The following is a 25,817-nucleotide window of genomic DNA, read 5'->3' on the forward strand; positions in this document are numbered from 1 at the left end:
CGACGCCCGTTGACATTCTCCTGCCATGTACGCCCTATGATTGAACGAACACCGCCACCGGAAGCTGGCGTTGGCTTGCCAGCCCGCCTGGATACAGGAGGGAGGGAATCCGGATTGCTCGCCGACAGGGACTACCGGGCCGTGTTCGAAGCATCGCCGGACGCGATGCTCGTCGTGGATTCCGACGGCGTGATCCGGGATCTCAACCCGCAGGCTCTTTCGATGTTCGGATGGAGCCGCGAAGAGGTGGAGGGCTCGGGCGTGGAACGGCTGGTTCCCGCCGGCGTCCGCAGCCGGCACGAGCAGCACCGCCGGCACTATAGCGAGGCGCCGCGTCCGCGACCGATGGGGCAGGGACTCGAGTTGCAGGCTTTGCGCCAAGACGGCACAACCTTCCCGGTGGAGATCAGTCTGAGCCCCGGCAAACTGGCATCGGGGCCGGAACACGTGATCTGCACGATCCGCGACCTCACGGGCTGGAACCGGACGCGGCGGCTGTCCAGAATGAAGGCGATGGCGGCCGAGAATGAGCGAAAGCGCATTTCCCGCGAGCTGCACGACGAGTTCCTCCAGTTCCTCGTGGCGTTCAAGATCAAGGGGAAGCTTCTGGTGGACGAGACGCACCGGGAGGAGAGAGAACGGGCGTGGGCGGTGATCGCCGACGAGATCCTTGACGCGATCCGGGGCCGGATCGTGCAGGCGGCCGTGGCCAACGCAGCGACGCACGCAAGGGTGAGCGAGGCTGCCGTGACGCTCAGATCGGCGGACGGTGTGATCGTCGCGGAGATCCGAGACGAAGGATGCGGGTTCGAGTTGCCCGATCCCGGAGCGGCACCGGACGATGCCTATGTCGGCCTCGCCGGGATGCGTGAGAGAGCGGAGCTAGTCGGGGGCAGCCTCACCGTCCAGACCTCGCCGGGCAAGGGAACCACGGTTCGGGCCGCCGTGCCGATGGTGGGTCCAGACGGCGACCCATGGTGAGGGTTCTCTTGGTCGACGACCACAACGTGGTGCGTGCCGGTCTGAAGGCACTGCTCGAATCCACCGGCCGGATCGATGTCGTGGGCGAGGCATCGTCGGGGGAGGCGGCGGTGGGAAGGGCGAGGACCCTGGAGCCGGACATCGTCATCATGGACTTGGCGATGCCCGGGATGGGTGGGGTCCAGGCGACCCGGCGCATCACCCAACTCGGACTCGAAACGAAGGTCCTGGTCCTCACGATCCACGACGAGGACGAGTTCCTCATTCCCGCCCTCAACGCCGGCGCCGCGGGCTTTCTGAACAAGTCCATCGCGGACACCGATCTCATGGGAGCCATCGAAGCGGTCGTGCGCGGACACTCCTATCTTCCCAGCCGCGCCGCTGCTCTGCTCGCACGGCGGAAGGGGCAGGGCGGGTCGAGCCGCGACGCGGGCCACGAGGTGCTCTCGTCGCGCGAACGCACCGCGATCACGTTGTACGCAAAGGGCTTTTCGGCCAATGAGGCGGGCCAGGAGATGCTCGCCAGTCCCAAGACCGTCGAGGGCTACATCGCCCGCGCCAAGAGCAAACTGGGTCTCGAGAACCGGCGCGACATCGTGCGCTTCGCCCTCGAATCCGGCCTCCTGCACGCGGAAGGGGAGCAGTAGGGGCCGCTTCCCCAAGGCACCACGCCAACGCCGCAACTGGCTCGCGGCGCCCCACCGTTTGCACCGAATGACGGGAGAATCCCGTCAATGCGGTTGCGGGATTCTCCCCCCGGAATCTGCGGGATTTCCCTCTAACGGCCCGCGCTTTCTGGCTCCACATTGCAGGAGCGTGTCCAGAAGCAGCCGGGTGGTTCCTCGAAAGCCGACCGAAAGGGAAGGAGATCCGGAGCCATGCGACAACACGACACCCCGAGCTACAACGCCATCATGGACACCCTGCGCCTGGCCGCACAGGGCTACGCCATCGGCGGACGGTCGCCCTGGTCTCGGACCACTCCATCCAAAAGGCGAAGCTCAGCGCACGGATCCCAACCGTACATGCTGTTGGGAGCGTTGCTGTTGCTGTACTTCCTGGCCGCAAGCATCGGGGATCCCCTGCCTCCGCAGCTCACCAACGCCATCGCGGGGCAGGTGTTGATCGAGGGCCGGGGAGCCGACGGGGTGACCGTCACCCTGGACGGCGGAACCGAGACCGTCACCGCGAGTGGAGGCGCGTTCCGGTTCGACGGCGTGGAGGCCGGTGCGCACACCATCGCCATCGCCGACTATCCGGCCCATGCGCGTTTCGGCCGCACCTTCGCGACCGCAACCCTTGCCAACGAGGGCGGTACGGCCACCGTGAACTTCTCCGGCGCGTACACATCCGCAGGCCCCGTACGACGCTGACCGTGATAGCCCATGGCCGCGGGTCGAGCGGCCTGAACAGCAGCCTGCCGGGCGCTCCCCGATCCGTGACGCCGACCGATACCACTGGCCGGTACGCCTTCGCCGGCACCGGTGCGGGCATGCGAAGACTTCACATGGTTTCATCCACCCGAGGGTTTGTCGAGGGCGGCCGTTGAGCTGTCGGGCGACGGCATTGAGGTCAGTCTGTGAGTGGGCGGAGAGATCGGTACCCTTTGGTGTTCTCGCTGGTCCCGCGTTGCCAGGGGCTGCGCGGGTCGCGGAAATAGACGGACACGCCGCTCTCGATGCTGAAGCGGACGTGCTCGGCCATGTCCTTCAGCCGCCCCTCTCCGGGTCTGTGCCTCGGCGCGCCTTGTCACGCGCGTGCCTCGCCGCTCTCGGTGCGACCCGGGGTTTCGCCACGGGCTGCCGAGGGTCCGCGGGGCCGCGGGGCCGTGGAGACGCGAGGTCCGCGACGGCGACCGAACCATCATGGACGCAGCTTTGGTCGAAGGTCGATGAGCCTGTCCCTCCGTGGCCCCATTGACGCCCCCCGAGTGCGGCTCCACCGTCCAAAGTCAACGCTCAGGAGGTGAAGAGGATGAGGAGGATGAGAAGGACCGTCCGACAGTCTGCCCGCCGCCGGCTCCGGTTTCTGTGGTTCTGCGTCCTTCTCCTCACCGCGACCGGCGCCCGGGGCCAGACCGTCCCCGACTTCTCGTCCGTCCGTAGCGAGATCCGGAACGCCCTCGTGGCCTGGGACGCGCCATCCATGGCGGTCGCCGTCGCCGTGGGTGGCGAGATCGTGTGGGAGGAAGGGTTCGGATGGGCGGACCGGGAGCGGCGGATCCCCGCAACGGAACACACGATGTATTCCCTCGCATCGATCTCGAAGCCGATCACGGCGACAGGTCTCATGGTCCTGGTCGAACGCGGTCTGATCGACCTCGACCGGCCCGCCAACGACTATCTGGGTCCCGCGAAGATCGACGGACGGGCTTTCGACGCGGGGCGCGCCACGGTCCGACATGTGGCGAGTCACACGGCCGGTCTTCCTCTCCACTACCAGTTCTTCTACGAGGACGAGCCGTACCGGCGGCCCCACATGGACGAGACGATCCGCCGCTACGCCAACCTGGTGACGGCGCCGGACGAACGGTGGAACTACTCGAACCTCGGCTACGGGATCCTCGACTACATCATCGAGCGCGTCTCTGGGCAGTCGTATCCCGACTACATGCGCGACGAAGTGTTCCAGCCGCTGGGTCTCACCCGGACATCGGTCGGCATCGGCCGCGGCCTCGAGGAGTTCACGGCGACGCGCTACGCGACGGATCAGGGTCCGATCCCGTTCTACGACTTCGACCACCCCGGCGGGTCCGCCGTGTTCAGCAGCGCCCACGACCTCGTCCGCTTCGGGATGTTCCACCTCGGACACGACATCGGGGATCAACGGAGGATCATCTCCGACGCGACGATCGAGGCGATGCGGCGCCCGATCCGGGAGAGCGCCCCCGGCGACGCGTACGGGCTCGGCTGGGTGATGCGGGAGCTTCCTGGCGGCCTCCGGCTCCAGCGCCACGGCGGCGGGATGGGTGGCGTCCGCACCGAACTCGCGATCGCCCCGGAGGAGAACGCCGCCATCGTCGTCCTCATGAACTCCGCCTCGCCGCTCACGGGCTACATCTCGAATCTGATCTGGCATACGCTGTACCCGGACGCCGTGCCGAAGCCGACGCCGCCGGAACTCCCCGACCCGCACCGGCTGGAGCGCGAGGGCATCCTCGAGGACGCGGGGGAGGGCGCCGCGCTGATCGAGTTCACGCCCATGCCGGATCTCGTCGGGGACTGGGTCGGCGAGGTGGACACGCACCTCGGCCCGCACCGCCTGGCGCTCGCGATCGACGACGGCGGCCGCGTCCATGCGCAGCTGGGGGACCAGCTCTGGACGCTGCTCAACAACGCGCGCTTCGACGGCGAGTATCTGCGCGGCGGCTTCAAGGGCGACATCGGCACCGGGGACGCGAACCGGACCGACTACGTCCTCTCGTTCGAGCTTCGGCTGAGGGGCGATGTCCTGAACGGTTCGGTGACGGCCATCACGCTCCCGAACGTCCGGCTCGGCAACGCGCTCACGCACTGGGCGGAACTGCGTCGGCGTCGCTGAGGCCGCAACGGGTTCCGCTCCCAGCGACGCCCGCCCGCGAAACGATCCGTGACACGATCCGAGAAACCGCCTGCGGAAGAGAAGAGGATGGAGATGAAGCGATCGAAACGTCCGGACCGTCGATGCGGGATCGCCATCGGGCTCGCGCCGCGGGCGTCCGCGCGGCGGGCGTCCGCAATCTCGGCGATCGCTCTGTGGATGATCGCGTGCGGGCCGCAGGAGGACGCGGCCGACGCGCCGTCCCCGCCGACTCCGGCCCAGGCCGAAGCCGCCCAGAGCGAAGCCGAGGCGGTCGCCGCGGCGCACCTCGACTATCTCCAGGCGAACTACGAGAAGTCCGAGCACATGGTCCCGATGCGGGACGGCATCGAACTGTACACGATCGTCTACGCCCCCCGGGATCCGTCGCGGGAATACCCCATCCTCCTCTTCCGCACTCCGTATTCCATCGGCCCCTACGAGCCCGGCGAGTACCGGAACCCGCTCGGACCTTCGACGGAGTTTGACCGGGCCGGGTACATCTTCGCGTTCCAGGATGTACGCGGGCAGTTCAAGTCCGAGGGCGAGTTCGAGGTCATACGTCCCCCCGCGCCGGAGCCCCGCGGCCCCACCGACGCGGACGAGATCACGGACAACTACGACGCGATCGAGTGGCTGCTGGCGAACGTCGAAGGCCACAACGGCCGCGTCGGACAGTGGGGGATCTCCTACCCCGGCTGGCAGACCGTGATGGGGATGGTGGACGCGCACCCGGCGCTCGTCGCCGCGTCGCCGCAGGCCTCGCCATCGGACATGTTCATCGGGGACGACTGGCACCATAACGGCGCCTTCCGGATCATGTACGCCTTCTCCTGGCTGTCCGGGAACGCCCGCCGTCGGGACGGCCCCACGGAGACGCGCGGCGCCCGCTTCGATTATGGCACGCCCTCCGGCTACGACTTCTTCCTCAACGCGGGCTCCGCCGCCACCGTGGACGAACTCTATTTCCACGGCGACATGCCGGCGTGGCGCGACTTCATCGAGCACCCCGACTACGACGACTTCTGGCAGCGCCAGAACGCGCTCCGCTACCTGGACGATGTCCGCCCCGCGACGCTGAACGTGGCGGGCTGGTTCGATACCGAGGATTTCTACGGTCCGATGTCCATCTACCGGACGGTCGAGGTGGAGAACCCCGGCCTCGAGAACACGCTCGTCGTCGGCCCGTGGCTGCACGGCGGGTGGGCGCGCATGGACGGCGACTTCCTCGGCTGCATCGCCTTCGACACGAAGACCTCGCTCCACTTCCAGCGCGAGTTCCAGTTCCCCTTCTTCGAATACCACCTGAAGGACGAGGGCACCTGGGACGCGACGGAGGCGAACGTCTTCCTCACGGGATCGAACGAATGGCGCGCCTACGATTCATGGCCGCCGGCCGGCGTCACCTCCACGAGTCTGTACCTGGGTTCGGACGGAACGCTGAGCTTCGAGCCGCCGACGCGGACTGGAGACTCCGCCGCCGACTCGTATGTGAGCGATCCGGCCAACCCCGTGCCGTTCTCGGCCGAGGAGCGCACGACACTCGGCCATCTGTGGAAGGTGGAGGACCAGCGCTTCGCCTCGGAGCGCCCCGACGTCCTCGTCTACCAGTCCGAACCCCTGGAGGAGGACCTCACGATCGCCGGTCCGATCGGGGCCGAGGTCTTCGTCTCGACGACGGGGACGGACGCCGACTGGGTCGTCAAACTGATCGACGTCTATCCCGACGACGCCCCGCCCAGCGCCAACTGCGACGTGCCCATGGGCGGATACCAGATGCACCTGGCCGGCGAGATCATGCGGGGGCGGTTCCGGAACGACCTCGAGGACCCCGAACCGATGGTGCCCGGGGAAGTGACGAGGATCGAGATCGACCTGCGCGACCGCTTCCACACCTTCAAGGCGGGGCACCGGCTGATGGTCCACGTCCAGAGTTCGTGGTTCCCGGCCTACGACCGGAACCCGCAGAGGTTCGTGGACACGTACCGCGCGTCGCAGGGGGACTATGAGATCGCAACCCAGATCGTGTATCGATCCGCCGAGCACCCCTCGCGGCTTGTCCTCGGCGTCCTGCCGCGGTAGCCGCCCCCGCCAGACGTTCCCGCGGGAACGTCTTCGGCCACTCGCGGCTCTTCCGCGGGACTCGCCAGAGGCACAATGTGCGAGCGACCATTCACGACGATAACGGAACGACAAAGGGTGTGACGAATGATCCAGACGAAGGCGGTGGCGTTCTGTGTGTTCGCGCTTTCGACGATAGCGGGCTGTGCGCCGGGAGATGAGGCGGATGCCCCGCCCAGCGGCGACACGGACTCGGTCGTATTCCCGTCCGATCCTCCCGATGGACCGATGCCCGAGATCGGGCCGGCACCCGAGGGCTACTCTCCCACGGCCGCAGGGTCACCTTCTACCGATATCTGGGTGGCGGCGCTGGTCCGCGAAGGCGGCGCCTTGTCCATCCCGGACCTGGGGCGGGGGACGGATCGGGACGGCTACGACAACCAGCCGAGTTTCCTGCTCGACGGGTCGGCCATCCTCCACACTTCGGCGGTGGACCGGACGCAGACCGAAATCATGCGGCTCTCGGCGCCCGGCGAGTCGGAACGCGTGACGCAAACGAGCGACGTGAGCGAGTTCTCGGCGCTTCAGATACCGGGGCAGGATGCCTTCTCCGCGATTCACGAGATCCGGGGCAAGCAGTACCTGTGGCGCTACGACCTGTCCGGCGAACCGCTCGGACCGATCTTCGCCACCGCCGAGCCCGTTGGCTACCACGCGTGGGCCAACGAGCACGTCGTCGCGATGTTCATCCTCGGAAACCCGCCCACGCTCCAGGTCGGTGACGCGCTGACCGGCGATATCCAGGTCGTTGCCGAGCGGCCAGGCCGGTCCATCCACCGGGTTCCGGGAACGGAGGAGATCTCATTCGTGCGCAAGGTCTCGGACGACGAATGGTGGATCGAGCGCTTCAACCCGGCCGCCGGCACTACGGAGCGAATCGTGCAGACGCTGCCGGGCCGCGAAGACTACGCCTGGACGCCCGAGGGAGAGATCGTGATGGGGGACGGATCGCGCCTCTACGTCTGGTCGCCGTCCTCGGAATGGACGGAGATCGCGGACTTCTCCGCCCTCGGCGTCGCGGGCATCACCCGCCTCGCGGTGAGTCCCGCGGGCGACCGGATCGCGATCGTCGCCAACAGGCCGGGCGGCTGAGACGTTCCCGCGCGGGAACGTCCCGGCCTCGCCACCGCCCCGGCTGTCAGGCTGGGGAGGACGGCGGGTCGAACAGCAGGCGGTCGAGTCCCTGCGTGAGTCCCAGCCGCTCCGGCGCCAGTCGCGCGGCCAGGAGCGTGCCGCCGACGTAGGGTTCGGCGCTCGACCCCGCGTCGTGCCGGATCGTGAGCCGTTCGCCGGGGAGCCCGAAGATCGATTCCACGGAAATGACGTAGCTGGGTAGCCGGAGGGAGTGTACCTGCGCACCCCCGACCGTGGCCCCGCGCGCTTCCCGTGAACCGAGGGTCTCCTCGACCGGCCGGGCGAATTCGTTCTCCGAGACCGTCCCCAGAAACTCCGCCAGTTCCTGCGCGGTGCCGCTGGGGGCGTCGGGTTTGGCCGCCGAGGCCATGTCGATGATCTCCCAGTGCGGCACCTGCCGCGCCGCGATCCCGGAAAAGTGCTTCAGCAGCGCCGCCGTGATCGAGAAGTTGCCCGCGGCGATCACCCCGACGCCGCGCTCGCGGGCCGCCTCGTCGATCTCGGCGTAGTCCTGCGCCGTGAGCCCCGACGTTCCGATGACCGCGGCCACTCCCGCTTCGATCGCGACCATCACGTTCTCGTAGACGGCCGTCGGGTGCGTGTAGTCGATGTAGACATCCGTCGGTGCCGCGAGCGCGTCGCGCACGTCGGGGGCGATCCGGACCACCCCGACGGTATCACCGGCGGCCTGCCGAGCCACCGCCCCCGTGAGTTCGAACTCCTCCGACGCCAGGACAGCCGCGACGATGCTCTCGCCTGTCCAGCCGGTCGCCCCGCCCACACAAACCCGAATGCTCATGTTCGCTCCAGTCTCTCGTCGACTCTCCCGACGACGCCGACGTTCCCGCGGGAACGTATCGCGCGCGGACCCATGCCGGTCATGATCGAGGAAAGATCTCCGCCCCGGTGAGGCCGAGGTGATGGTCCGTGGCCCACGCAGTCCTGATGTCATGCTGTTCCATCAGGGCGAGGCTGGAAGCGTCCACATAGGTCAGCCGCGCCCCCCGCAGGCGGTCCAGCAGACGGCGAGTCTCATGGTGTAGAGGGACGGTCGCCTCCAGCGCGACGAGACCGTCCAGGTTTTCCAGGAAACGGCGGCATCCCCGGGCCGGCTCCTCGCCGTGGCGGTGCAGGAACCACGAATAGGCCTCTGACCAGACAAACAGGGACGTGTGCCACTGCGGGGTGGGGCCGCCGAACAGGCCGCGCGCCTGGCGGTGGTACTGGTCATGCCGGTTGAGGGCCGCGATCAGAATCCCGGTGTCGAGGAAGACCTTCCGACCCTTCAGGGTGATGTACGCCCGTAGATCACATCGTCGACGGTCGTGCTGTCCTCCGGCTGGCCGTCGAACATCCCCACATAGGCCATCCAGGGCTTTCGACGGGGGTGTCGCGAAAGCGTTTCGGCGAGGCTTCTCCTACACAGTTCGGCCAGCGAGATCCCCTCCCTGCGGGCCGCTTCCTTCGCCCGCTCGTACAGCTCTTCGTCGAATGAGATCTGCGTTCGAATCATGTGCCTGAACCCCGATCTGTTATCTCCATATAATATCATGATAACACCCACTCCCACCGCGGACCATTGTATAGTTGAGGATCAAACACGCCCCTTGCACCGAGGACCGAGAGCATGAGCATGGATCGTCGAGACTTCGTTCGGACCTCCGCCGCCGGCTTGGCCGCGGCCGCCGCACCCGCCGCTCTGGCCGCGGAAACTCGCCCCGAGCGCGCCGCCTCCCGCTTCGGCGTGCCCGCCATCGGACGCTCCCGGGCCGCGCGACCGGTCGTCATCTCCGACCTCAGCGGAATCCGCTTCACCAACGACGGTCCCGAGAGTTCCGTCGAGCGCGCCTTCCGGGGGATCACCGAAGGCGAGGATGTGCTCGACTCCCTCATCGCGGGCGTGAACATTCCCGAACTCGACCCCACCGAGATGGGGATCGGCTACGGCGGACTCCCCAACGCGGACGGCGTCGTTCAGCTCGATGCGTGCTGCATGCACGGGCCCCGCCACTGGGCCGGCGGCGTCGCGGCGCTCGAGGGCGTCCGGACTCCCTCACTCGTCGCGAAGGCGGTCGCTGAACTCACCGACCACCATCTGCTCGTTGGGGCCGGAGCCCAGGCGTTCGCCCGCCAGCTGGGGTTCGAGATCGAGGAAGACCTCAACACGGACGAATCGCGCGCGCTGTGGCTGGAGTGGCGCCGCCGGGTCGACCCCGGGCACTGGCTCGACCCCCGCAAGAGGCTCGACGCCGGCCTCGCCATGGTCGACGAGGGACTCATCCCCGCCCACTCGTTCTGGGGCACGACGAACTGCGACGCTGTGAACGCGGACGGCGACATCTGCGGCGTCACCACCACGAGCGGGCTCTCGTGGAAGATCCCCGGCCGCACCGGCGATTCCCCGATCCTCGGCGCCGGGCTCTACGTGGACAACGATGTCGGCGCGGTCGGCTCGACGGGGCGGGGCGAAGCGAACCTCTACAACCTCTCCTCGTTCCTTGCAGTGGAGTTCATGCGCCAGGGAATGAGCCCGCTCGACGCCGGCATGGCGACCCTCGAGCGGATTCGGTCCAACACGGTCGAGCAGAGACTCCTCAACGAGCGCGGCCTGCCGAACTTCGATGTCCGCTTCTTCCTCCTCAACAAACAGGGAGAGACGGCGGGCGTCGCCATGTACGGCTCCGCCGAGACGCACTACGCCGTCTGCACGGACAACGGGGCTGAGGAACGCCCCTTCGAGGGTCTCTTGGAGGGCGCCCCCCGAGACGGATAGCGGGAAGGGACGAGCCGGGCGAACCCGCCGGTCTCCCCGACAGCCGCTGCCTGCCAAACCTCGATAGTTCATCCCCTTTTTTTGGGGGCGCTACCTGGCCCTCGCCCACCTAGAGTTCCTTACGATCGAATCTTGGATGAATGTACCCAACACGGGGAACCGAGACCTCCCAACCACTCATCCCACGCGGAGACAGCGACGCCATGAACACACGAACATCCATCAAGCCGATCCTTCAGAGGGCTGGTAAACGTCGATACCGACACCTGTTGAGGGCGTCGCTACTGCTCGTGTTTCTCGGCGGGATTGCCTCCTGTGGAGGAGACGGGACAACGGATCCGCCGCCGCCGCCACCACCACCACCGCCGGTGGCCCCGGTGGCGGTCGGCGCGATACCGGCTCAGGTCATGATCGTGGGCCAGACGGTGACGGTGGACGTGTCTCCGTTCTTCAGCGACCCGGATGGGGGGACGCTGACGTACACGGCCACGTCGTCGGATGCGGGTGTGGTGTCCGTGTCGCTGACCGGCAGCAGCCTGACGGTGACGGCGGTGGCGGCGGGGACGGCGACGGTGACGGTGACGGCGGCCGACCCGGACGGCCTGACGGCTACGCAGAGCGCGGAGGTGACGGTCGAGGCGGCGAACCGGGCGCCGGAGGCGGTGGAGACGATTCCTCCGCAGGCGATGACGGCCGGCGACGAAGTGACCGTGGATGTGACTCCGTTCTTCAGCGATCCGGACGGGGACGAACTGACGTACACGGCGGAGTCGAGCGACGCGGAGGTGGCGGCCGCCGGCATTGAGGGCAGCAGCCTGACGGTGACGGCGGTGGCGGCGGGGACGGCGACGGTGACGGTGACGGCGGCGGACCCGGGCGGCCTGACGGCGACGCAGAGCGCCGAAGTGACGGTCGTGGCGGCCAACAACCGGGCGCCGGAGGCGGTGGAGACGATTCCGGCGCAGGCGATGACCGAGGGCGACGAAGTGGTCGTGGATGTGTCTTCCTTCTTCAGCGATCCGGACGGGGACGAACTGACGTACACGGCGGAGTCGAGCGACGCGGAGGTGGCGGCCGCCGGCATTGAGGGCAGCAGCCTGACGGTGACGGCGGTGGCGGCGGGGACGGCGACGGTGACGGTGACGGCGGCCGACCCGGGCGGCCTGACGGCGACGCAGAGCGCCGAAGTGACGGTGGAGGCGGCCAACAACCGGGCGCCGGAGGCGGTGGAGACGATTCCGGCGCGGGCGATGACCGAGGGCGACGAAGTGGTGGTGGATGTGTCTTCCTTCTTCAGCGATCCGGACGGGGACGAACTGACGTACACGGCGGAGTCGAGCGACGCGGAGGTGGCGGCCGCCGGCATTGAGGGCAGCAGCCTGACGGTGACGGCGGTGGCGGCGGGGGCGGCGACGGTGACGGTGACGGCGGCCGATCCCGACGGCCTGACCGCGACCCAGAGCGCGGAAGTGACGGTCGAAGCTCGCACCGGATTCCGGGATGACTTCGACTCGGACGCCAGCCTGGACGATTGGGAGATCAGAAACGGCGACGTCGAGACAGAGGATGGCCTTCTCCGCCTGACCAACAATACCGACGATCTGCTGGGGGTCGCGGAACGCGAGGTCGACCCCATACTGACTGACTGGACGATCCGGGTCAGGATGGGCCGAGCCGCAGACGAGGGAACGGTGCGGGTGTATTGGTTCACGGAAGACGATGATTTCCCCGCCTATGGTGTCAGCCTGGGCCCCGCCGATGAACACAACTTCAGATTCCTCCAGTTTGACGCGACCGTGGCCGAGCCAGCGTGGTTCTTCTTCAGCGATCTGAGCGATGACTCGGACGCCGTCCGGGACGCGCCAGGTGAGTTCACGGACATCACGATCGGACGCGACGGCGAAGAGATCTTCCTGATGGCGGGAGACACGGAACTGTGGAGACTCACGCCGGCGGGTGACCTAACCGCCAATTCGCTGCGCAGGGTGAGCGCTATCTGGTTGGCAGGTGGCGGCGGCGACGGCTCCACAATGCTCTTCGATTGGATCGACGTGACCGGTACGGAGAGCGGCGCGGACATGTCGGACGGGGCGGGAGCCGCCCGGAGACTCGATCTCGTGCGCGACGCCCTTGAGGCTTCTGCTCGGAATCCGATCCGGCGGGACAGCCCTGCCGGAACCCGCAGAAACAGGAACGAACGCTAAGGCCGGAACTTTGACGCCACCTCTGTAGCTGGAGCCAGGACGTAGCCCGGCTGCAGAGGGTTGGGTCGCGGAAGCGACTTCACGGACTGGCGGCGGCCGCGGTTGTGTGGGCCGCCGCCTGCGGAGACGCGGAGCCGGACGTTACCGGTCCGACCCCCGTGCCGAACCGGCCGCCGCAGGCGGTAGGGACGATCCCCGAGCAGACGCCGTCCGTCGGGGAAACGGCGACGGTGGAGCTGTCGTCCTACTTCAGCGACCCGGATGGCGACGCCCTCTCCTACACGGCGGCTTCATCCAGCGCCGGGGTCGCCGGAGTTGCGGTGTCGGGCAGTTCGGTGGTGGTCACCACGTTCGCCAAGGGCGCGGTGACCGTCACGGTGACGGCCCGCGACCCCCAGGGTCTGGTCGCGCAGCAGCGCTTCCAGGTGACGGTGCCGAATCGGGCGCCCGAGGCGGTGGACGCGATCCCCGCCCGGACCGTGTTCGCGGGCCAGACGGCTTCCGTGGACGCGTCCGCCTACTTCCGTGACCCGGACGGCGACCCGCTCACCTACACGGCGGTGTCGTCGAATCCCGAGGTGGCGACGGCCACGGTCGCCGCGGCGACGATAACGATGCGGGCCGTGACCTCGGGCGTTGCGACCATCACGGTGAGCGCGAGCGATCCGGATGGGGGCGCGGCGCGGCAGACGGTTCAGGTGATCGTGCCGAACCGGGAGCCGCAGGCGGTGGGGACGATCCCCGAGCGGACGCTGTCGGTCGGGGAAACGGCGACGGTGGACCTGTCGTCCTACTTCACCGACCCGGATGGCGACGCCCTCTCCTACACGGCGGCTTCATCCAACGCCGGAGTCGCCGGAGTTTCGGTGTCGGGCAGTTCCGTCGTGGTCACCGCGCTCGCCAGGGGCGTCGTGACCATCACGGTGACGGCCCGCGATCCAGGGGGCTTGAGCGCCTCGTCTCCGTTTGCCGTCACGGTCGAGATCGCCGAGGGCAGATTCCAGATCGAACTCGTGTTCGCGACCTCCATGACCCGGACCCGGGAGGCGGCCTTCCGACGCGCCGCGGCGCGCTGGATGAGGATTCTGGCGCCGACGGAACTCCCGGACTCGCGGGAGCCCCGAACCTGGACTTGCGGCGACGATCCGAGATTCGAGCGCTACGTGGAGACGATCGACGACGTGATGATCCTGGCGGCCGTGGACGAAATCGATGGTCCGGGCGGGACCCTGGCAGAAGCCGGCGCATGCTGGCGGCGGACGGGGACCCTGATGCCTCTGTATGGCCGCATGGAGTTCGACGTGGCCGACCTCCAGCGGCTCGAGCGACGCGGCACCCTGGAGGACGTGGTCCTTCACGAAATGGGGCACGTGCTGGGGATCGGCACGATCTGGAGTCGTCTGGGGCTGCTCAGAGACCCGGCCTCGGAGACGGAGGCCCCGGACACGCACTTCACGGGCCCCTTGGCCATCGAAGCCTTCGACGAGGCGGGCGGCACGGGATATCGAGGCGCCAAGGTGCCGGTGGAGAACAGGGGCGGCCCGGGAAGGCGCAACGCGCATTGGCGGGAAACGGTCCTGAGGACGGAACTCATGACCCCCAGCGTAAGGGTAGGGGGTTCCAGCCCTCTGAGTGCCATAACCATCCAGTCGCTGGCGGACCTCGGCTACTCGGTCGATACGACGGCGGCCGACCCTTACCGACTCCCCGACGCCGACGCCGCGCGGGACATCGATCCAGGCCGGCTGATTCCGTACGGGGACGACATCTGGAGAGGTCCCGTCGTCATCGTCGACCGGGACGGACGGATCGTGCGCGTGATCCCGGGTTCGAACAGCGGCGATCGCCGCAGGTTCTAGCGGTTGTAGCTGGGCGTCGGCCCACGGAGCCGCCGCGCCCAGACCCCGCTTCCGGTTCTCTTCTCCCCTCTCCTTTTTCCCCCCTGTTTTCGGGGGGGCGCGCAACCCTACCTTGGCGAATTCCGGGACCGCCCAATGACTTCCCACAGGGAGACAGCGACCATGAGCATAGGAACATCCATCAAGCCGAGGCTTCAGAGGGCTGTGGAATGTCGATACAGACACCTGTTGACGGCGTCGCTACTGGTCGTGTTGCTCGGCGGGATTTCCTCGTGCGGAGGAGACGGGACAACGGACCCGCCACCCCCGCCGCCACCACCACCACCGGTGGCACCGGTAGCGGTCGGCTCGATCCCGGCGCAGGTCCTCACAGCGGGACAGGCCGTCACGGTGGATGTGACCCCCTTCTTCAGTGATCCCGATGGGGGCGCGCTGACCTACACTGCCGCATCGTCGAACGACGGCGTGGTGTCTGTCTCGCTGTCGGGGAGCAACCTGACGGTGACGGCGGTGTCGGCGGGGACGGCGACGGTGACGGTGACGGCGTCCGATCCGGACGGTCTGACGGCGACGCAGAGCGCGGAGCTGACGGTGGAGGCGGCCAACCGGGCGCCGGAGGCGGTGGGGGCGATTCCCTCGCAGTCGCTGACCGAGGGCGACGAAGTGACCGTGGATGTGTCCTCGTTCTTCAGCGATGCGGACGGGGACGCGCTGACGTACACGGCGGAGTCGAGCGACACGGCGGTGCTCACGGCCAGCATGTCGGGGAGCAGCCTGACGGTGACGGCGGTGTCGGCGGGGACGGCGACGGTGACGGTGACGGCGTCCGATCCGGACGGTCTGACGGCGACTCAGAGCGCCGAGGTGACGGTGGAGGCGGCCAACCGGGCGCCGGAGGCGGTGGGGACGATTCCCTCGCAGTCGCTGACCGAGGGCGACGAAGTGACCGTGGATGTGACCTCGTTCTTCAGCGACCCGGACGGGGACGAACTGACCTACACGGCGGAGTCGAGCGACGCGGCCGTGGTTGCGGTCAGCGTGTCGGGCAGCAGCCTGACGGTGACGGCGGTGTCGGCGGGGACGGCGACGGTGACGGTGACGGCTGCGGACCCGGGCGGCCTGACGGCGACGCAGAGCGCGGAGGTGACGGTGGAGGCGGCCAACCGGGCGCCGGAGGCGGTGGGGACGATTCCCTCGCAGTCGCTGACCGAGGGCGACGAAGTGACCGTGGATGTGACCTCGTTCTTCAGCGACCCGGACGGGGACGAACTGACGTACACGGCGGAGTCGAGCGACGCGGCGGTGGTCGCCGTCAGCCTGTCGGGCGGCAGCCTGACGGTAACGGCGGTGGCGGTGGGTACGGCGACGGTGACCGTGACGGCGGCGGACCCGGACGGTCTGACGGCGACGCAAGGCGCGGCAGTGAGCGTCGGGCAGGCCAACCAAGCGCCTGAGGCGGTGGGAGCGATTCCCGCGCAGACGATGACCGAGGGCGACGCCGTGACCCTGGACGTGTCCTCCTTCTTCAGCGACCCGGACGGGGACGAACTGACGTACACGGCGGAGTCGAGCGACGCGGACGCGGTCACCGCCGGCATGGAGGGAAGCAGCCTGACGGTGACGGCGGTGGTGGTGGGTACGGCGACGGTGACGGTGACGGCTGCGGACCCGGAGGGCCTGACCGCGACGCAGAGCGCGGAGGTGACCGTGGAAGCGCCCAACCAGGCGCCTGAGGCGGTGGGAGCGATTCCGGCGCGGGCGATGACGGAGGGCGACGAAGTGGTCGTGGATGTGTCCCCATTCTTCAGCGATCCGGACGGGGACGAGCTGACGTACACGGCGGAGTCGAGCGACGCGGCCGTGGTCGGCGTCAGCATTGAGGGCAGCAGCGTGACGGTGACGGCGGTGGCGGAAGGATCCGCGACGGTGACGGTGACGGCGGCCGATCCCGACGGCCTGACCGCGACCCAGAGCGCGGAAGTCACGGTGGAAGCCCGCACCGGATTCCGCGACGACTTCGACTCGGACGCCAGCCTGGACGATTGGGACCTCTACAGCGTCGCCCTTGAGGTGGTCAACGGGGTTCTACACTTGACCAGCACCACGGAATCGGAGCGCATTGGAACTGCAGATCGCGTGCTCGAAGCCCCGGTCACGGAGTGGACGCTCGGCACGAGAATGGCCCGGAGCGCGGCCGGCCAACGCGCGTACCTGTATTGGGTGACTGGCCACGACCGATTCACCCGCTTCAGGTTCAGCATCGGGAACTTTGACGATGGCGACAACTTCAAGCTGGCTTACTGGGATTCGCAGTTGGGATTCTATCACACGAGAGACGATCTTAACGGCAACTCGGATGCCATCGCCGAAGGGCCGGGCGAATTCATGGATGTGACTGTCTCGCACCAGGACGGAGAATTCTCCCTCGTCGTGGGAGACACGGAGTTGGTCAGACTGCTATCCTCCGGCACCATCCAGGGCATTCGGCTGAGCAGCTTTGTCGACCGCGTGGAGGCAGTCTGGCTCGGGGCGTTTGGCGGCCACACGGCCCTCTTCGATTGGGTGGATTTGTCCGGTACCGAGGTCGGCGGACGGATGGCGGATAGGCCGGGAATCGACTCTCTGCGTGGTATGAAAGACCTGGACCACGTGCGGCTGGATATCCCGACCGAAGTCATCTCACTCAAGAAGGGCCGCTAACCGGGAATGGAGCGCTCCCGTCGACGCCACGGCGGGAGCGCGTCCCCTCTGCGAGACGTGGGGTTCTCCTCACGGAGACGAGCACGAGGCCTGATGGGGGTCGCCGTCGTGTGGGCCGCGGCGTGCGGAGATGCGGACCCGGACGTTACCGGTCCGACTCCCGTACGAAACCGGGCGCCGCAGGCGGTAGGGACGATCCCCGAGCAGACGCTGTCCGTCGGGGAGACGGCGATGGTGGACCTGTCATCCTACTTCAGCGACCCGGACGGCGACGCCCTCTCCTACACGGCGGCTTCATCCAACACCGGGGTCGCCTCAGCCTCGGTGTCGGGCAGTTCCGTCGTGGTCACCGCGCTCGCCAGGGGGGTGGCGACCGTCACGGTGACGGCGCGCGATGCACAGGGTCTGCTCGCGCAGCAGCGCTTCCAGGTGACGGTGCCGAATCGGGCGCCCGAGGCGGTGGACGCGATCCCCGCCCGGACCGTGTTCGCGGGCCGGACGGCATCCGTGGACGCATCCCTCTACTTCCGCGACCCGGACGCGGACCCGCTCACCTACACGGCGACTTCGTCGAATCCCGAGGTGGCGACGGTCACGGTCGCCGCGGCGACGATAACGATGCGGGCCGTGACCTCGGGCGTTGCGACCATCACGGTGAGCGCAAGCGATCCGGATGGGGGCGCGGCGCGGCAGACGGTTCAGGTGATCGTGCCGAACCGGGAGCCGCAGGCGGTGGGGACGATCCCCGAGCGGACGCTGTCGGTCGGGGAAACGGCGACGGTGGACCTGTCGTCCTACTTCACCGACCCGGATGGCGACGCCCTCTCCTACACGGCGGCTTCATCCAACACCGGGGTCGCCTCAGCCTCGGTGTCGGGCAGTTCCGTCGTGGTCACCGCGCTCGCGAGAGGCGTCGTGACCGTCACCGTGACGGCGCACGATCCACGGGGGCTGGGCGCGCAGCAGCGCTTCCAGCTTACGGTGCCGAACCAGGCGCCCGAGGCGGTGGACGCGATCCCCGCGCAGGCTGTGTCCGCGGGCGAGACGGCGACGGTGGACATGTCTCCGTACTTCAGCGACCCGGATGGAGACGAACTTTCTTACGATGCGGCTTCATCGAACACCGAGGTCGTCGAAGTCTCCGTGACCGGCAGTTCCGTTGTGGTCGCGGCGCGCGCGCGGCGTTGCGACCGTTACGGTGACGGCCCGCGATCCGGGAGGCCTGAGCGCCTCGTCCTCGTTTGCCGTTACGGTCGAGACCGCCGAGGGCAGATTCCAGATCGAACTGATCTTCGCAACGTCCATGACCCGGACCCAGAGGGCGGCCTTCGTGCGGGCCGCGGAGCGCTGGATGAGGATTCTGGCGCCGACGGAACTCCCGGACTCGCGGGAGCCCCGAACCTGGACTTGCGGCGACGATCCGAGATTCGAGCGCTATGTGGAGACGATCGACGACGTGATGATCCTGGCGGCCGTGGACGAAATCGATGGTCCGGGCGGGACACCCTGGCAGAAGCCGGCGCATGCTGGCGGCGGACGGGGACCCTGATGCCTCTGTATGGCCGCATGGAGTTCGACGTGGCCGACCTCCAGCGGCTCGAGCGACGCGGCACCCTGGAGGACGTGGTCCTTCACGAAATGGGGCACGTGCTGGGGATCGGCACGATCTGGAGTCGTCTGGGGCTGCTCAGAGACCCGGCCTCGGAGACGGAGGCCCCGGACACGCACTTCACGGGCCCCTTGGCCATCGAAGCCTTCGACGAGGCGGGCGGCACGGGATATCGAGGCGCCAAGGTGCCGGTGGAGAACAGGGGCGGCCCGGGAAGGCGCAACGCGCATTGGCGGGAAACGGTCATGGTGACGGAACTCATGACCCCCAGCGTAAGGGTAGGGGGTTCCAGCCCTCTGAGTGCCATAACCATCCAGTCGCTGGCGGACCTCGGCTACTCGGTCGATACGACGGCGGCCGACCCTTACCGACTCCCCGACGCCGACGCCGCGCGGGACATCGATCCAGGCCGGCTGATTCCGTACGGGGACGACATCTGGAGAGGTCCCGTCGTCGTCGTCGACCGGGACGGACGGATCGTGCGCGTGATCCCGGGTTCGAACAGCGGCGATCGCCGCAGGTTCTAGCGGTTGTAGCTGGGCGTCGGCCCACGGAGCCGCCGCGCCCAGACCGCGTCACAGGCGGCCAGCACCTCGTCGCCCAGCGGCGGGACGTCGAACGCGGCGAGTGTTCTCCTCGAGGTCCTCGATCCGTGAAGCGCCGCCGTAGTGCGCGGTGAACGCGAGGTATTCCTGCTCGATGCCGCGCGCCGCGAGGTTGTACATCCATGGCCACGTCATAGTCGGGAAGATGTAGAGATTACATGTCGAGATAGTCAGTCTCCGTCATCGAAGCGAGGCCTCGATCCCGCGGCGGATCGCATCGCTCGACCGTCCCGTGTATTCGACCGGGTTTCCCATCGGGTTCCGGACCTTGCTTGCGAGGACGATGTCGCAGCGCCGGTCTGCGAGGACTTCGCCGAGGACCTCCTCGGAGCGGCCGCCGTTATACACGTTCGCGGTGTCGAAGAAATTTCGCCCCGCGATCGAGGCGCAGGTCGACACATCGCACGGGCGGTGTCGACGTCCGGCTGGGATCCGAAGGCCATCATCCCCCTGTTCTTGGGTTATCATCCCCCTTTTATCGGGGGGGCGCAGCCCTTACGATCAGATCCTGGGCGAATACACCCAACACGGGGAACCGAGACCTCCCAACCACTCATCCCACACGGAGACAGCGACGCCATGAACACACGAACATCCATCAAGCCGATCCTTCAGAGGGCTGGGGAACGTCGATACCGACACCTGTTGAGGGCGTCGCTACTGCTCGTGTTTCTCGGCGGGATTGCCTCCTGCGGAGGAGACGGGACAACGGATCCGCCGCCGCCGCCACCACCACCACCGCCGGTGGCACCGGTGGCGGTCGGCTCGATACCGGCCCAGGTCATGATCGTGGGCCAGTCGGTGACGGTGGACGTGTCTCCATTCTTCAGCGACCCGGATGGGGGGACCCTGACGTACACCGCCGCATCATCGGATGCGGGCGTGGTGTCGGTCTCGCTGACCGGCAGCAGCCTGACGGCAACGGCGGTGTCGGCGGGGACGGCGACGGTGACGGTGACGGCAACGGACCCGGACGGCCTGACCGCGACGCAGAGCGCGGGAGTGACGGTGGAGGCGGCCAACCAGGCGCCTGAGGCCGTAGGGGCGATTCCTCCGCGGACGATGACGGCCGGCCAGACGGTGACGGTGGACGTGTCTTCCTTCTTCAGCGATCCGGACGGGGACGAACTGACGTACACGGCGGAGTCGAGCGACGCGGCCGTGGTTGCGGTCAGCGTGTCGGGCAGCAGCCTGACGGTGACGGCGGTGGCGGCGGGGACGGCGACGGTGAGCGTGACGGCGGCGGACCCGGACGGTCTGACCGCGACGCAGAGTGCCGACATCACGGTGGAGGCGGCCAACCAGGCGCCCGAGGCGGTGGGGACGATTCCTCCGCAGGCGATGACGGCCGGCGACGAAGTGACCGTGGATGTGACTCCGTTCTTCAGCGACCCGGACGGGGACGAACTGACGTACACGGCGGAGTCGAGCGACGCGACGGTGGTTGCGGTCAGCGTGTCGGGGAGCAGCCTGACGGTGACGGCGGTGTCGGCGGGGACGGCGACGGTGACGGTGACGGCGGCGGACCCGGGCGGTCTGACGGCTACGCAGAGCGCGGAGGTGACGGTCGAGGCGGCCAACCGGGCGCCGGAGGCGGTGGAGACGATTCCGGCGCGGGCGATGACCGAGGGCGACGAAGTGGTCGTGGATGTGTCTTCCTTCTTCAGCGATCCGGACGGGGACGAGCTGACGTACACGGCGGAGTCGAGCGACGCGGCGGTGCTCACGGCCAGCATCGCGGGCAGTAGCCTGACGGTGACGGCGGTGTCGGCGGGGACGGCGACGGTGACGGTGACGGCGGCGGACCCGGACGGTCTGACGGCGACGCAAGGCGCGGCAGTGAGCGTCGGGCAGGCCAACCAAGCGCCTGAGGCGCTGGGGGCGATTCCCGCGCAGACCATGACGGTCGGCGACGAAGTGCCCTTGGACGTGTCCTCCTTCTTCAGCGATCCGGAAGGAGACGAACTGACGTACACGGCGGAGTCGAGCGACGCGGCCGTCGCGGCCGTCAGCATTGAGGGGAGCAGCCTGACGGTCACGGCGGTGGCGGTGGGCACGGCGACGGTGACGGTGACGGCCGCCGACCCGGAGGGCCTGACCGCGGCGCAGAGCGCTGAGGTGACCGTGGAGGCGGCCAACCAGGCGCCCGAGGCGGTGGGGGCGATTCCGGCGCAGGCGATGACCGAGGGCGACGAAGTGGTGGTGGATGTGTCTTCGTTCTTCAGCGATCCGGACGAGGACGAGCTGACCTACACGGCGGAGTCGAGCGACGCGGCCGTGGTCGGCGTCAGCCTTGAGGGCAGCAGCCTGACGGTTACGGCGGTGGCGGAAGGATCCGCGACGGTGACGGTGACGGCGGCCGATCCCGACGGCCTGACCGCGACCCAGAGCGCGGAAGTGACGGTGGAAGCCCGCACCGGATTCCGCGACGACTTCGACTCAGACGCCAGCCTGGACGACTGGGAGATCGGCAACGCCGACGCCGAGGTAGAGGATGGACTTCTCCGCGTGGCCAACACTACCGATGATCGGGTTGGGTTCGCGGAACGCGAGGTCGACCCCATACTGACTGACTGGACGATCCGGGTCAGGATGGGCCGAGCCGCAGACGAGGGAACGGTGCGGGTGTATTGGTTCACGGAAGACGACGATTTCCCCGCCTATGGTGTCAGTCTGGGCCCCGCCGGTGAAGACAACTTCAGGTTCCTCCAGTTTGACGCGACCGTGGCCGAGCCAAAGTGGTTCTTCTTCGGGAGTCTGAGCGGTGACTCGGACGCCGTCCGGGACGGACCAGGTGAGTTCACGGACCTCACGATCGGAAAGGACGGCGAAGAGATCTTCCTGGCGGCGGGAGACACGGAACTCTGGAGATTTACGCCGGAGGACGACCCATCCCCCAATTCGCTGCGCAGGGTGAGTAGTATCTGGTTGGCGGGTGCGGGCGCCGACGGCTCCACAATGCTCTTCGATTGGATCGACGTGACCGGTACGGAGAGCAGCGCGGACATGTCGGACGGGGCGGGAGCCGCCCGAAGAATCGATCTCGTGCGCGACGCCCTTGAGGCTTCCGCTCGGAATCCGATCCGGCGGGACAGCCCTGCCGGAACCCGCAGAAACAGGAACGAACGCTAAGGCCGGAACTTTGACCCGACCCTCTTCAGCAGGAGCCAGGACCTGAGCCTGCTCCAGAGGGTCGGGTCGCGGAAGCGTCTTCGAGGACTGGCGGTGGCCGGAGTCGTGTGGGCCACCGCCTGCGGAGACGCGGACCCGGACGTCACGGGTCCGACTCCCGTGCCGAACCGGCCGCCGCAGGCTGCGGGCACGATCCCCGAGCAGATGCTGTCCGTTGGGGAAGCGGCAACGGTGGACCTGTCGTCCTACTTCAGCGACCCGGACGGCGACGCCCTCTCCTACACGGCGGCTTCGTCCAACGCCGCGGTCGCCGGAGTTTCGATGTCGGGCAGTTCCGTGGTGGTCACCGCGCTCGCCAGGGGCGCGGCGACCGTCACGGTGACGGCGCGCGATCCCCAGGGTCTGCTCGCGCAGCAGCGCTTCCAGGTGACGGTGCCCAACCAGGCGCCCGAGGCGATGGACGCGATCCCGGCCCAGACCGTGTTCGCGGGCCGGACGGCATCCGTGGACGCGTCCCTCTACTTCCGCGACCCGGACGGGGACCCGCTCACCTACACGGCGACTTCGTCTAATCCCGAGGTGGCGACCGCCACGGTCGCCGCGGCGACGATCACGCTGCGGGCCGTGACCTCGGGCGTTGCGACCATCACGGTGAGCGCAAGCGATCCGGAGGGGGGCGCGGCGCGGCAGACGGTTCAGGTGATCGTGCCGAACCGGGAGCCGCGGGCGGTGGGGACGATCCCCGAGCAGACGCTGTCGGTCGGGGAGACGGCGATGGTGGACGTATCGTCCTACTTCAGCGACCCGGACGGCGACACCCTCTCCTACACGGCGGCGTCATCGAACGCCGGGGTCGCCGAGGCCTCGGTGTCGGGCAGTTCCGTCGTGATCGCCGCGCTCGCGAGAGGCGTGGTGACCGTCACCGTGACGGCGCGCGATCGACAGGGTCTGGCCGCGCAGCAGCGTTTCCAGCTTACGGTGCCGAACCGGGCGCCCGAGGCGGTGGACGCGATCCCCGCCCAGACCGTGTTCGCGGGCCAGACGGCAGCCGTGGACGCGTCCATCTACTTCCGCGACCCGGACGGGGACCCGCTCACCTACACGACGACTTCGTCGAATCCCGGGGTGGCGACGACCACGGTCGCTGCGGCGACGATAACGATCCGGGCCATAGCCCCGGGCGTTGCGACCGTCACGGTGAACGCAAGCGATCCTGCTGGCGGTGCGGCGCAGCAGTCGGTTCAGGTGACGGTGCCGAACCGTGCGCCCGACGCGGTGGGCGAGATTCCCGCGCAGACCGTGTCCGCGGGCGAGACGGCGGCGGTGGACGTGTCCCCGTACTTCAGCGACCCGGACGGGGACAAACTCTCGTACACGGCGGCATCATCGAACGCCGGGGTCGTCGTCGCCGAGGTATCGGGCGATTCCGTTATGGTCACCTCGTTCGCGAGGGGCGTGGCGACCGTTACGGTAACGGCGCGCGATCCACGGGGTCTGGCCGCGCAGCAGCGCTTCCAGGTGACCGTCGCGAACCAGGCGCCCGAGGCGGTGGGCGAGATTCCCGCGCAGGCTGTGTCCGCGGGCGAGGCGGCGACGGTCGACGTGTCTCCGTATTTCCGCGAACCGGACGGGGACGCCCTTTCCTACACCGCGTCCTCATCGAACGCCGGGGTTGCCCGGACATCGGTGTCGGGTAGTTCGGTCGCGGTCAGCGCGCTCGCCGGGGGCGTGGCGACCATCACGGTGACGGCGCGCGACCCGCAGGGTCTGGTCGCGCAGCAGCGCTTCCAGGTGACGGTGCCGAGCCGGGCGCCCGAGGCGGTGGGCGCGATCCCCGCGCAGGCGGTCCCCATCGGCGGGACGGCGACGGTGGACCTGTCTCCGTACTTCAGCGACCCGGATGGAGACGAACTTTCCTACGATGCGGCTTCATCGAACACCGAGGTCGCCGAAGTCTCCGTGACCGGCAGCTCCGTTGTGGTCGCGGCGGGCGCGCGCGGCGTTGCGACCGTCACGGTGACGGCACGCGATCCGGGAGGCCTGAGCGTCTCGTCCTCGTTCGGCGTCAGCGTCTCCGAACAGCGATTCCGGATCGAACTCGTGTTCGTGACGTCCGTGACCCGGGCCCAGAGGGCGGCCTTCGTCCGGGCGGCGGAGCGCTGGATGACAATCCTGGCACCGACGGAACTCCCGGACTCGCGGGAGCCCCGAACCTGGACTTGCGGCGACGATCCGAGATTCGAGCGCTACGTGGAGACGATCGACGACGTGATGATCGTGGCGGCCGTGGACGAAATCGATGGTCCGGGCGGGACCTTGGCACAAGCCGGCGCATGCTGGCGGCGGACGGGGACCCTGATGCCTCTGTATGGCCGCATGGAGTTCGACGTGGCCGACCTCCAGCGGCTCGAGCGACGCGGCACCCTGGAGGACGTGGTCCTTCACGAAATGGGGCACGTGCTGGGGATCGGCACGATCTGGAGTCGTCTGGGGCTGCTCAGAGACCCGGCCTCGGAGACGGAGGCCCCGGACACGCACTTCACGGGCCCCTTGGCCATCGAAGCCTTCGACGAGGCGGGCGGCACGGGATATCGAGGCGCCAAGGTGCCGGTGGAGAACAGGGGCGGCCCGGGAAGGCGCAACGCGCATTGGCGGGAAACGGTCCTGAGGACGGAACTCATGACCCCCAGCGTAAGGGTAGGGGGTTCCAGCCCTCTGAGTGCCATAACCATCCAGTCGCTGGCGGACCTCGGCTACTCGGTCGATACGACGGCGGCCGACCCTTACCGACTCCCCGACGCCGACGCCGCGCGGGACATCGATCCAGGCCGGCTGATTCCGTACGGGGACGACATCTGGAGAGGTCCCGTCGTCATCGTCGACCGGGACGGACGGATCGTACGCGTGATTCCGGGTTCGAACAGCGGCGATCGCCGCCGGTTCTAGCGGTTGTAGTTGGGCGTCGGCCCCCTGAGCCGCCGCGCCCAGACCCCGCTTCCGTTTCTCTTCTCCCCTCTCCCTTCCCCCCTGTTTCGGGGGGGAAGGGCGCCCTACCTTGACGAATTCCGGTCCCGTCCGGGGACCGGAGCGCTAATGACTCGAGGGGGATGCATACATTGGCAGCAAGGGGATCGTAACCGC

The 25,817-nt window shown here is 68.2% G+C and carries 18 protein-coding genes and 1 pseudogene; 13 read left to right on the plus strand and 6 right to left on the minus strand.

The features are described 5' to 3' along the window. The first annotated feature begins 114 nt into the window (after window positions 1–114). The 3 genes from ACOOHF_RS10265 (at window position 115) to ACOOHF_RS10275 (ending at window position 2,354) form a co-directional block, all read left to right on the plus strand. A complete protein-coding gene (locus ACOOHF_RS10265; protein WP_420461596.1) occupies window positions 115–981 on the plus strand; it encodes a PAS domain S-box protein in 867 nt (288 codons plus the stop codon). After that, window positions 978–1,628: a response regulator gene (locus tag ACOOHF_RS10270; protein WP_420461597.1), complete on the plus strand. Its 651-nt coding sequence runs from the start codon at window positions 978–980 to the stop codon at window positions 1,626–1,628. Before ACOOHF_RS10265 ends, ACOOHF_RS10270 begins: the two co-directional genes overlap by 4 nt. A gap of 231 nt (window positions 1,629–1,859) precedes the next feature. Beyond that, window positions 1,860–2,354, plus strand: coding sequence for a hypothetical protein (locus ACOOHF_RS10275; RefSeq protein WP_420461598.1), 495 nt, complete (start codon window positions 1,860–1,862; stop codon window positions 2,352–2,354). Window positions 2,355–2,483: 129 nt separating this feature from the next. Here the strand turns inward: ACOOHF_RS10275 and ACOOHF_RS10280 are convergent. Beyond that, window positions 2,484–2,688 (minus strand): annotated as a pseudogene (locus tag ACOOHF_RS10280) (transposase); the annotation flags it as partial. Between the two features lie 276 nt (window positions 2,689–2,964). On the opposite strand from ACOOHF_RS10280, the gene ACOOHF_RS10285 reads away from it, so the two are divergent. From ACOOHF_RS10285 to ACOOHF_RS10295, 3 genes are all read left to right on the plus strand, one after another. Next, on the plus strand, window positions 2,965–4,521 hold the full coding sequence (locus tag ACOOHF_RS10285) for a serine hydrolase domain-containing protein (protein ID WP_420461599.1): 1,557 nt from the start codon (window positions 2,965–2,967) through the stop codon (window positions 4,519–4,521). A 93-nt stretch (window positions 4,522–4,614) separates the two neighbouring features. Beyond that, the gene (locus ACOOHF_RS10290) at window positions 4,615–6,621 is read left to right on the plus strand and encodes a CocE/NonD family hydrolase (RefSeq protein WP_420461600.1); all 2,007 of its coding nucleotides are present in this window, start codon (window positions 4,615–4,617) and stop codon (window positions 6,619–6,621) included. 126 nt (window positions 6,622–6,747) lie between these two features. Then, window positions 6,748–7,752 (plus strand): hypothetical protein, encoded by a 1,005-nt coding sequence (locus ACOOHF_RS10295; protein ID WP_420461601.1) that lies wholly within the window; start codon window positions 6,748–6,750, stop codon window positions 7,750–7,752. A 46-nt stretch (window positions 7,753–7,798) separates the two neighbouring features. Here ACOOHF_RS10295 and dapB read toward each other — a convergent pair whose 3' ends face one another. The 3 genes from dapB to ACOOHF_RS10310 form a co-directional block, all read right to left on the minus strand. After that, window positions 7,799–8,593: a 4-hydroxy-tetrahydrodipicolinate reductase gene (gene dapB, locus ACOOHF_RS10300; protein WP_420461602.1), complete on the minus strand. Its 795-nt coding sequence runs from the start codon at window positions 8,591–8,593 to the stop codon at window positions 7,799–7,801. A gap of 79 nt (window positions 8,594–8,672) precedes the next feature. Further along, a complete protein-coding gene (locus tag ACOOHF_RS10305; protein ID WP_420464358.1) occupies window positions 8,673–9,167 on the minus strand; it encodes a type II toxin-antitoxin system VapC family toxin in 495 nt (164 codons plus the stop codon). Further along, complete coding sequence (locus tag ACOOHF_RS10310; RefSeq protein ID WP_420461603.1) at window positions 9,080–9,307, minus strand: CopG family transcriptional regulator; 228 nt, start codon at window positions 9,305–9,307, stop codon at window positions 9,080–9,082. Before ACOOHF_RS10310 ends, ACOOHF_RS10305 begins: the two co-directional genes overlap by 88 nt. Before the next feature lie 114 nt (window positions 9,308–9,421). Here ACOOHF_RS10310 and ACOOHF_RS10315 point away from each other — a divergent pair, with 114 nt between their 5' ends. The 5 genes from ACOOHF_RS10315 to ACOOHF_RS10335 all read left to right on the plus strand — a co-directional run bounded on the left by ACOOHF_RS10315 (window position 9,422) and on the right by ACOOHF_RS10335 (window position 19,466). Beyond that, window positions 9,422–10,567, plus strand: coding sequence for a N(4)-(beta-N-acetylglucosaminyl)-L-asparaginase (locus tag ACOOHF_RS10315; protein WP_420461604.1), 1,146 nt, complete (start codon window positions 9,422–9,424; stop codon window positions 10,565–10,567). Between the two features lie 203 nt (window positions 10,568–10,770). After that, complete coding sequence (locus ACOOHF_RS10320; protein WP_420461605.1) at window positions 10,771–12,771, plus strand: Ig-like domain-containing protein; 2,001 nt, start codon at window positions 10,771–10,773, stop codon at window positions 12,769–12,771. Window positions 12,772–12,929: 158 nt separating this feature from the next. Then, window positions 12,930–14,630 carry an Ig-like domain-containing protein gene (locus ACOOHF_RS10325; protein ID WP_420461606.1) on the plus strand — a complete coding sequence of 567 codons (1,701 nt, stop codon included), beginning with the start codon at window positions 12,930–12,932 and terminating at the stop codon, window positions 14,628–14,630. Window positions 14,631–14,792: 162 nt separating this feature from the next. Continuing rightward, entirely contained in the window at window positions 14,793–17,330 is a 2,538-nt protein-coding gene (locus ACOOHF_RS10330) for an Ig-like domain-containing protein (RefSeq protein ID WP_420461607.1), read from the plus strand. A 93-nt stretch (window positions 17,331–17,423) separates the two neighbouring features. Beyond that, on the plus strand, window positions 17,424–19,466 hold the full coding sequence (locus ACOOHF_RS10335) for an Ig-like domain-containing protein (RefSeq protein ID WP_420461608.1): 2,043 nt from the start codon (window positions 17,424–17,426) through the stop codon (window positions 19,464–19,466). A 48-nt stretch (window positions 19,467–19,514) separates the two neighbouring features. Here ACOOHF_RS10335 and ACOOHF_RS10340 read toward each other — a convergent pair whose 3' ends face one another. Both ACOOHF_RS10340 and ACOOHF_RS10345 read right to left on the minus strand, forming a co-directional pair. Continuing rightward, window positions 19,515–19,664, minus strand: coding sequence for a hypothetical protein (locus ACOOHF_RS10340; RefSeq protein WP_420461609.1), 150 nt, complete (start codon window positions 19,662–19,664; stop codon window positions 19,515–19,517). 60 nt (window positions 19,665–19,724) lie between these two features. Further along, entirely contained in the window at window positions 19,725–19,943 is a 219-nt protein-coding gene (locus ACOOHF_RS10345) for an aldo/keto reductase (RefSeq protein ID WP_420461610.1), read from the minus strand. Between the two features lie 180 nt (window positions 19,944–20,123). Here ACOOHF_RS10345 and ACOOHF_RS10350 point away from each other — a divergent pair, with 180 nt between their 5' ends. Both ACOOHF_RS10350 and ACOOHF_RS10355 read left to right on the plus strand, forming a co-directional pair. Then, window positions 20,124–22,676, plus strand: coding sequence for an Ig-like domain-containing protein (locus ACOOHF_RS10350; RefSeq protein ID WP_420461611.1), 2,553 nt, complete (start codon window positions 20,124–20,126; stop codon window positions 22,674–22,676). Window positions 22,677–22,769: 93 nt separating this feature from the next. Then, window positions 22,770–25,622 carry an Ig-like domain-containing protein gene (locus ACOOHF_RS10355; protein WP_420461612.1) on the plus strand — a complete coding sequence of 951 codons (2,853 nt, stop codon included), beginning with the start codon at window positions 22,770–22,772 and terminating at the stop codon, window positions 25,620–25,622. Window positions 25,623–25,817 lie beyond the last annotated feature (195 nt).

This window comes from Candidatus Palauibacter sp., assembly GCF_965216145.1.
Taxonomy (GTDB): Bacteria; Gemmatimonadota; Gemmatimonadetes; order Palauibacterales; family Palauibacteraceae; genus Palauibacter.

Coding starts and splice junctions, on each gene's coding strand:
- ACOOHF_RS10275 (WP_420461598.1), top strand. CDS start 1,860: ATGCGACAACACGACACCCCGAGCTACAACGCCATCATGGACACCCTG.
- ACOOHF_RS10285 (WP_420461599.1), top strand. CDS start 2,965: ATGAGAAGGACCGTCCGACAGTCTGCCCGCCGCCGGCTCCGGTTTCTG.
- ACOOHF_RS10290 (WP_420461600.1), top strand. CDS start 4,615: ATGAAGCGATCGAAACGTCCGGACCGTCGATGCGGGATCGCCATCGGG.
- ACOOHF_RS10295 (WP_420461601.1), top strand. CDS start 6,748: ATGATCCAGACGAAGGCGGTGGCGTTCTGTGTGTTCGCGCTTTCGACG.
- dapB (WP_420461602.1), bottom strand. CDS start 8,593: ATGAGCATTCGGGTTTGTGTGGGCGGGGCGACCGGCTGGACAGGCGAG.
- ACOOHF_RS10310 (WP_420461603.1), bottom strand. CDS start 9,307: ATGATTCGAACGCAGATCTCATTCGACGAAGAGCTGTACGAGCGGGCG.
- ACOOHF_RS10315 (WP_420461604.1), top strand. CDS start 9,422: ATGAGCATGGATCGTCGAGACTTCGTTCGGACCTCCGCCGCCGGCTTG.
- ACOOHF_RS10320 (WP_420461605.1), top strand. CDS start 10,771: ATGAACACACGAACATCCATCAAGCCGATCCTTCAGAGGGCTGGTAAA.
- ACOOHF_RS10330 (WP_420461607.1), top strand. CDS start 14,793: ATGAGCATAGGAACATCCATCAAGCCGAGGCTTCAGAGGGCTGTGGAA.
- ACOOHF_RS10335 (WP_420461608.1), top strand. CDS start 17,424: ATGGGGGTCGCCGTCGTGTGGGCCGCGGCGTGCGGAGATGCGGACCCG.
- ACOOHF_RS10340 (WP_420461609.1), bottom strand. CDS start 19,664: ATGTACAACCTCGCGGCGCGCGGCATCGAGCAGGAATACCTCGCGTTC.
- ACOOHF_RS10350 (WP_420461611.1), top strand. CDS start 20,124: ATGAACACACGAACATCCATCAAGCCGATCCTTCAGAGGGCTGGGGAA.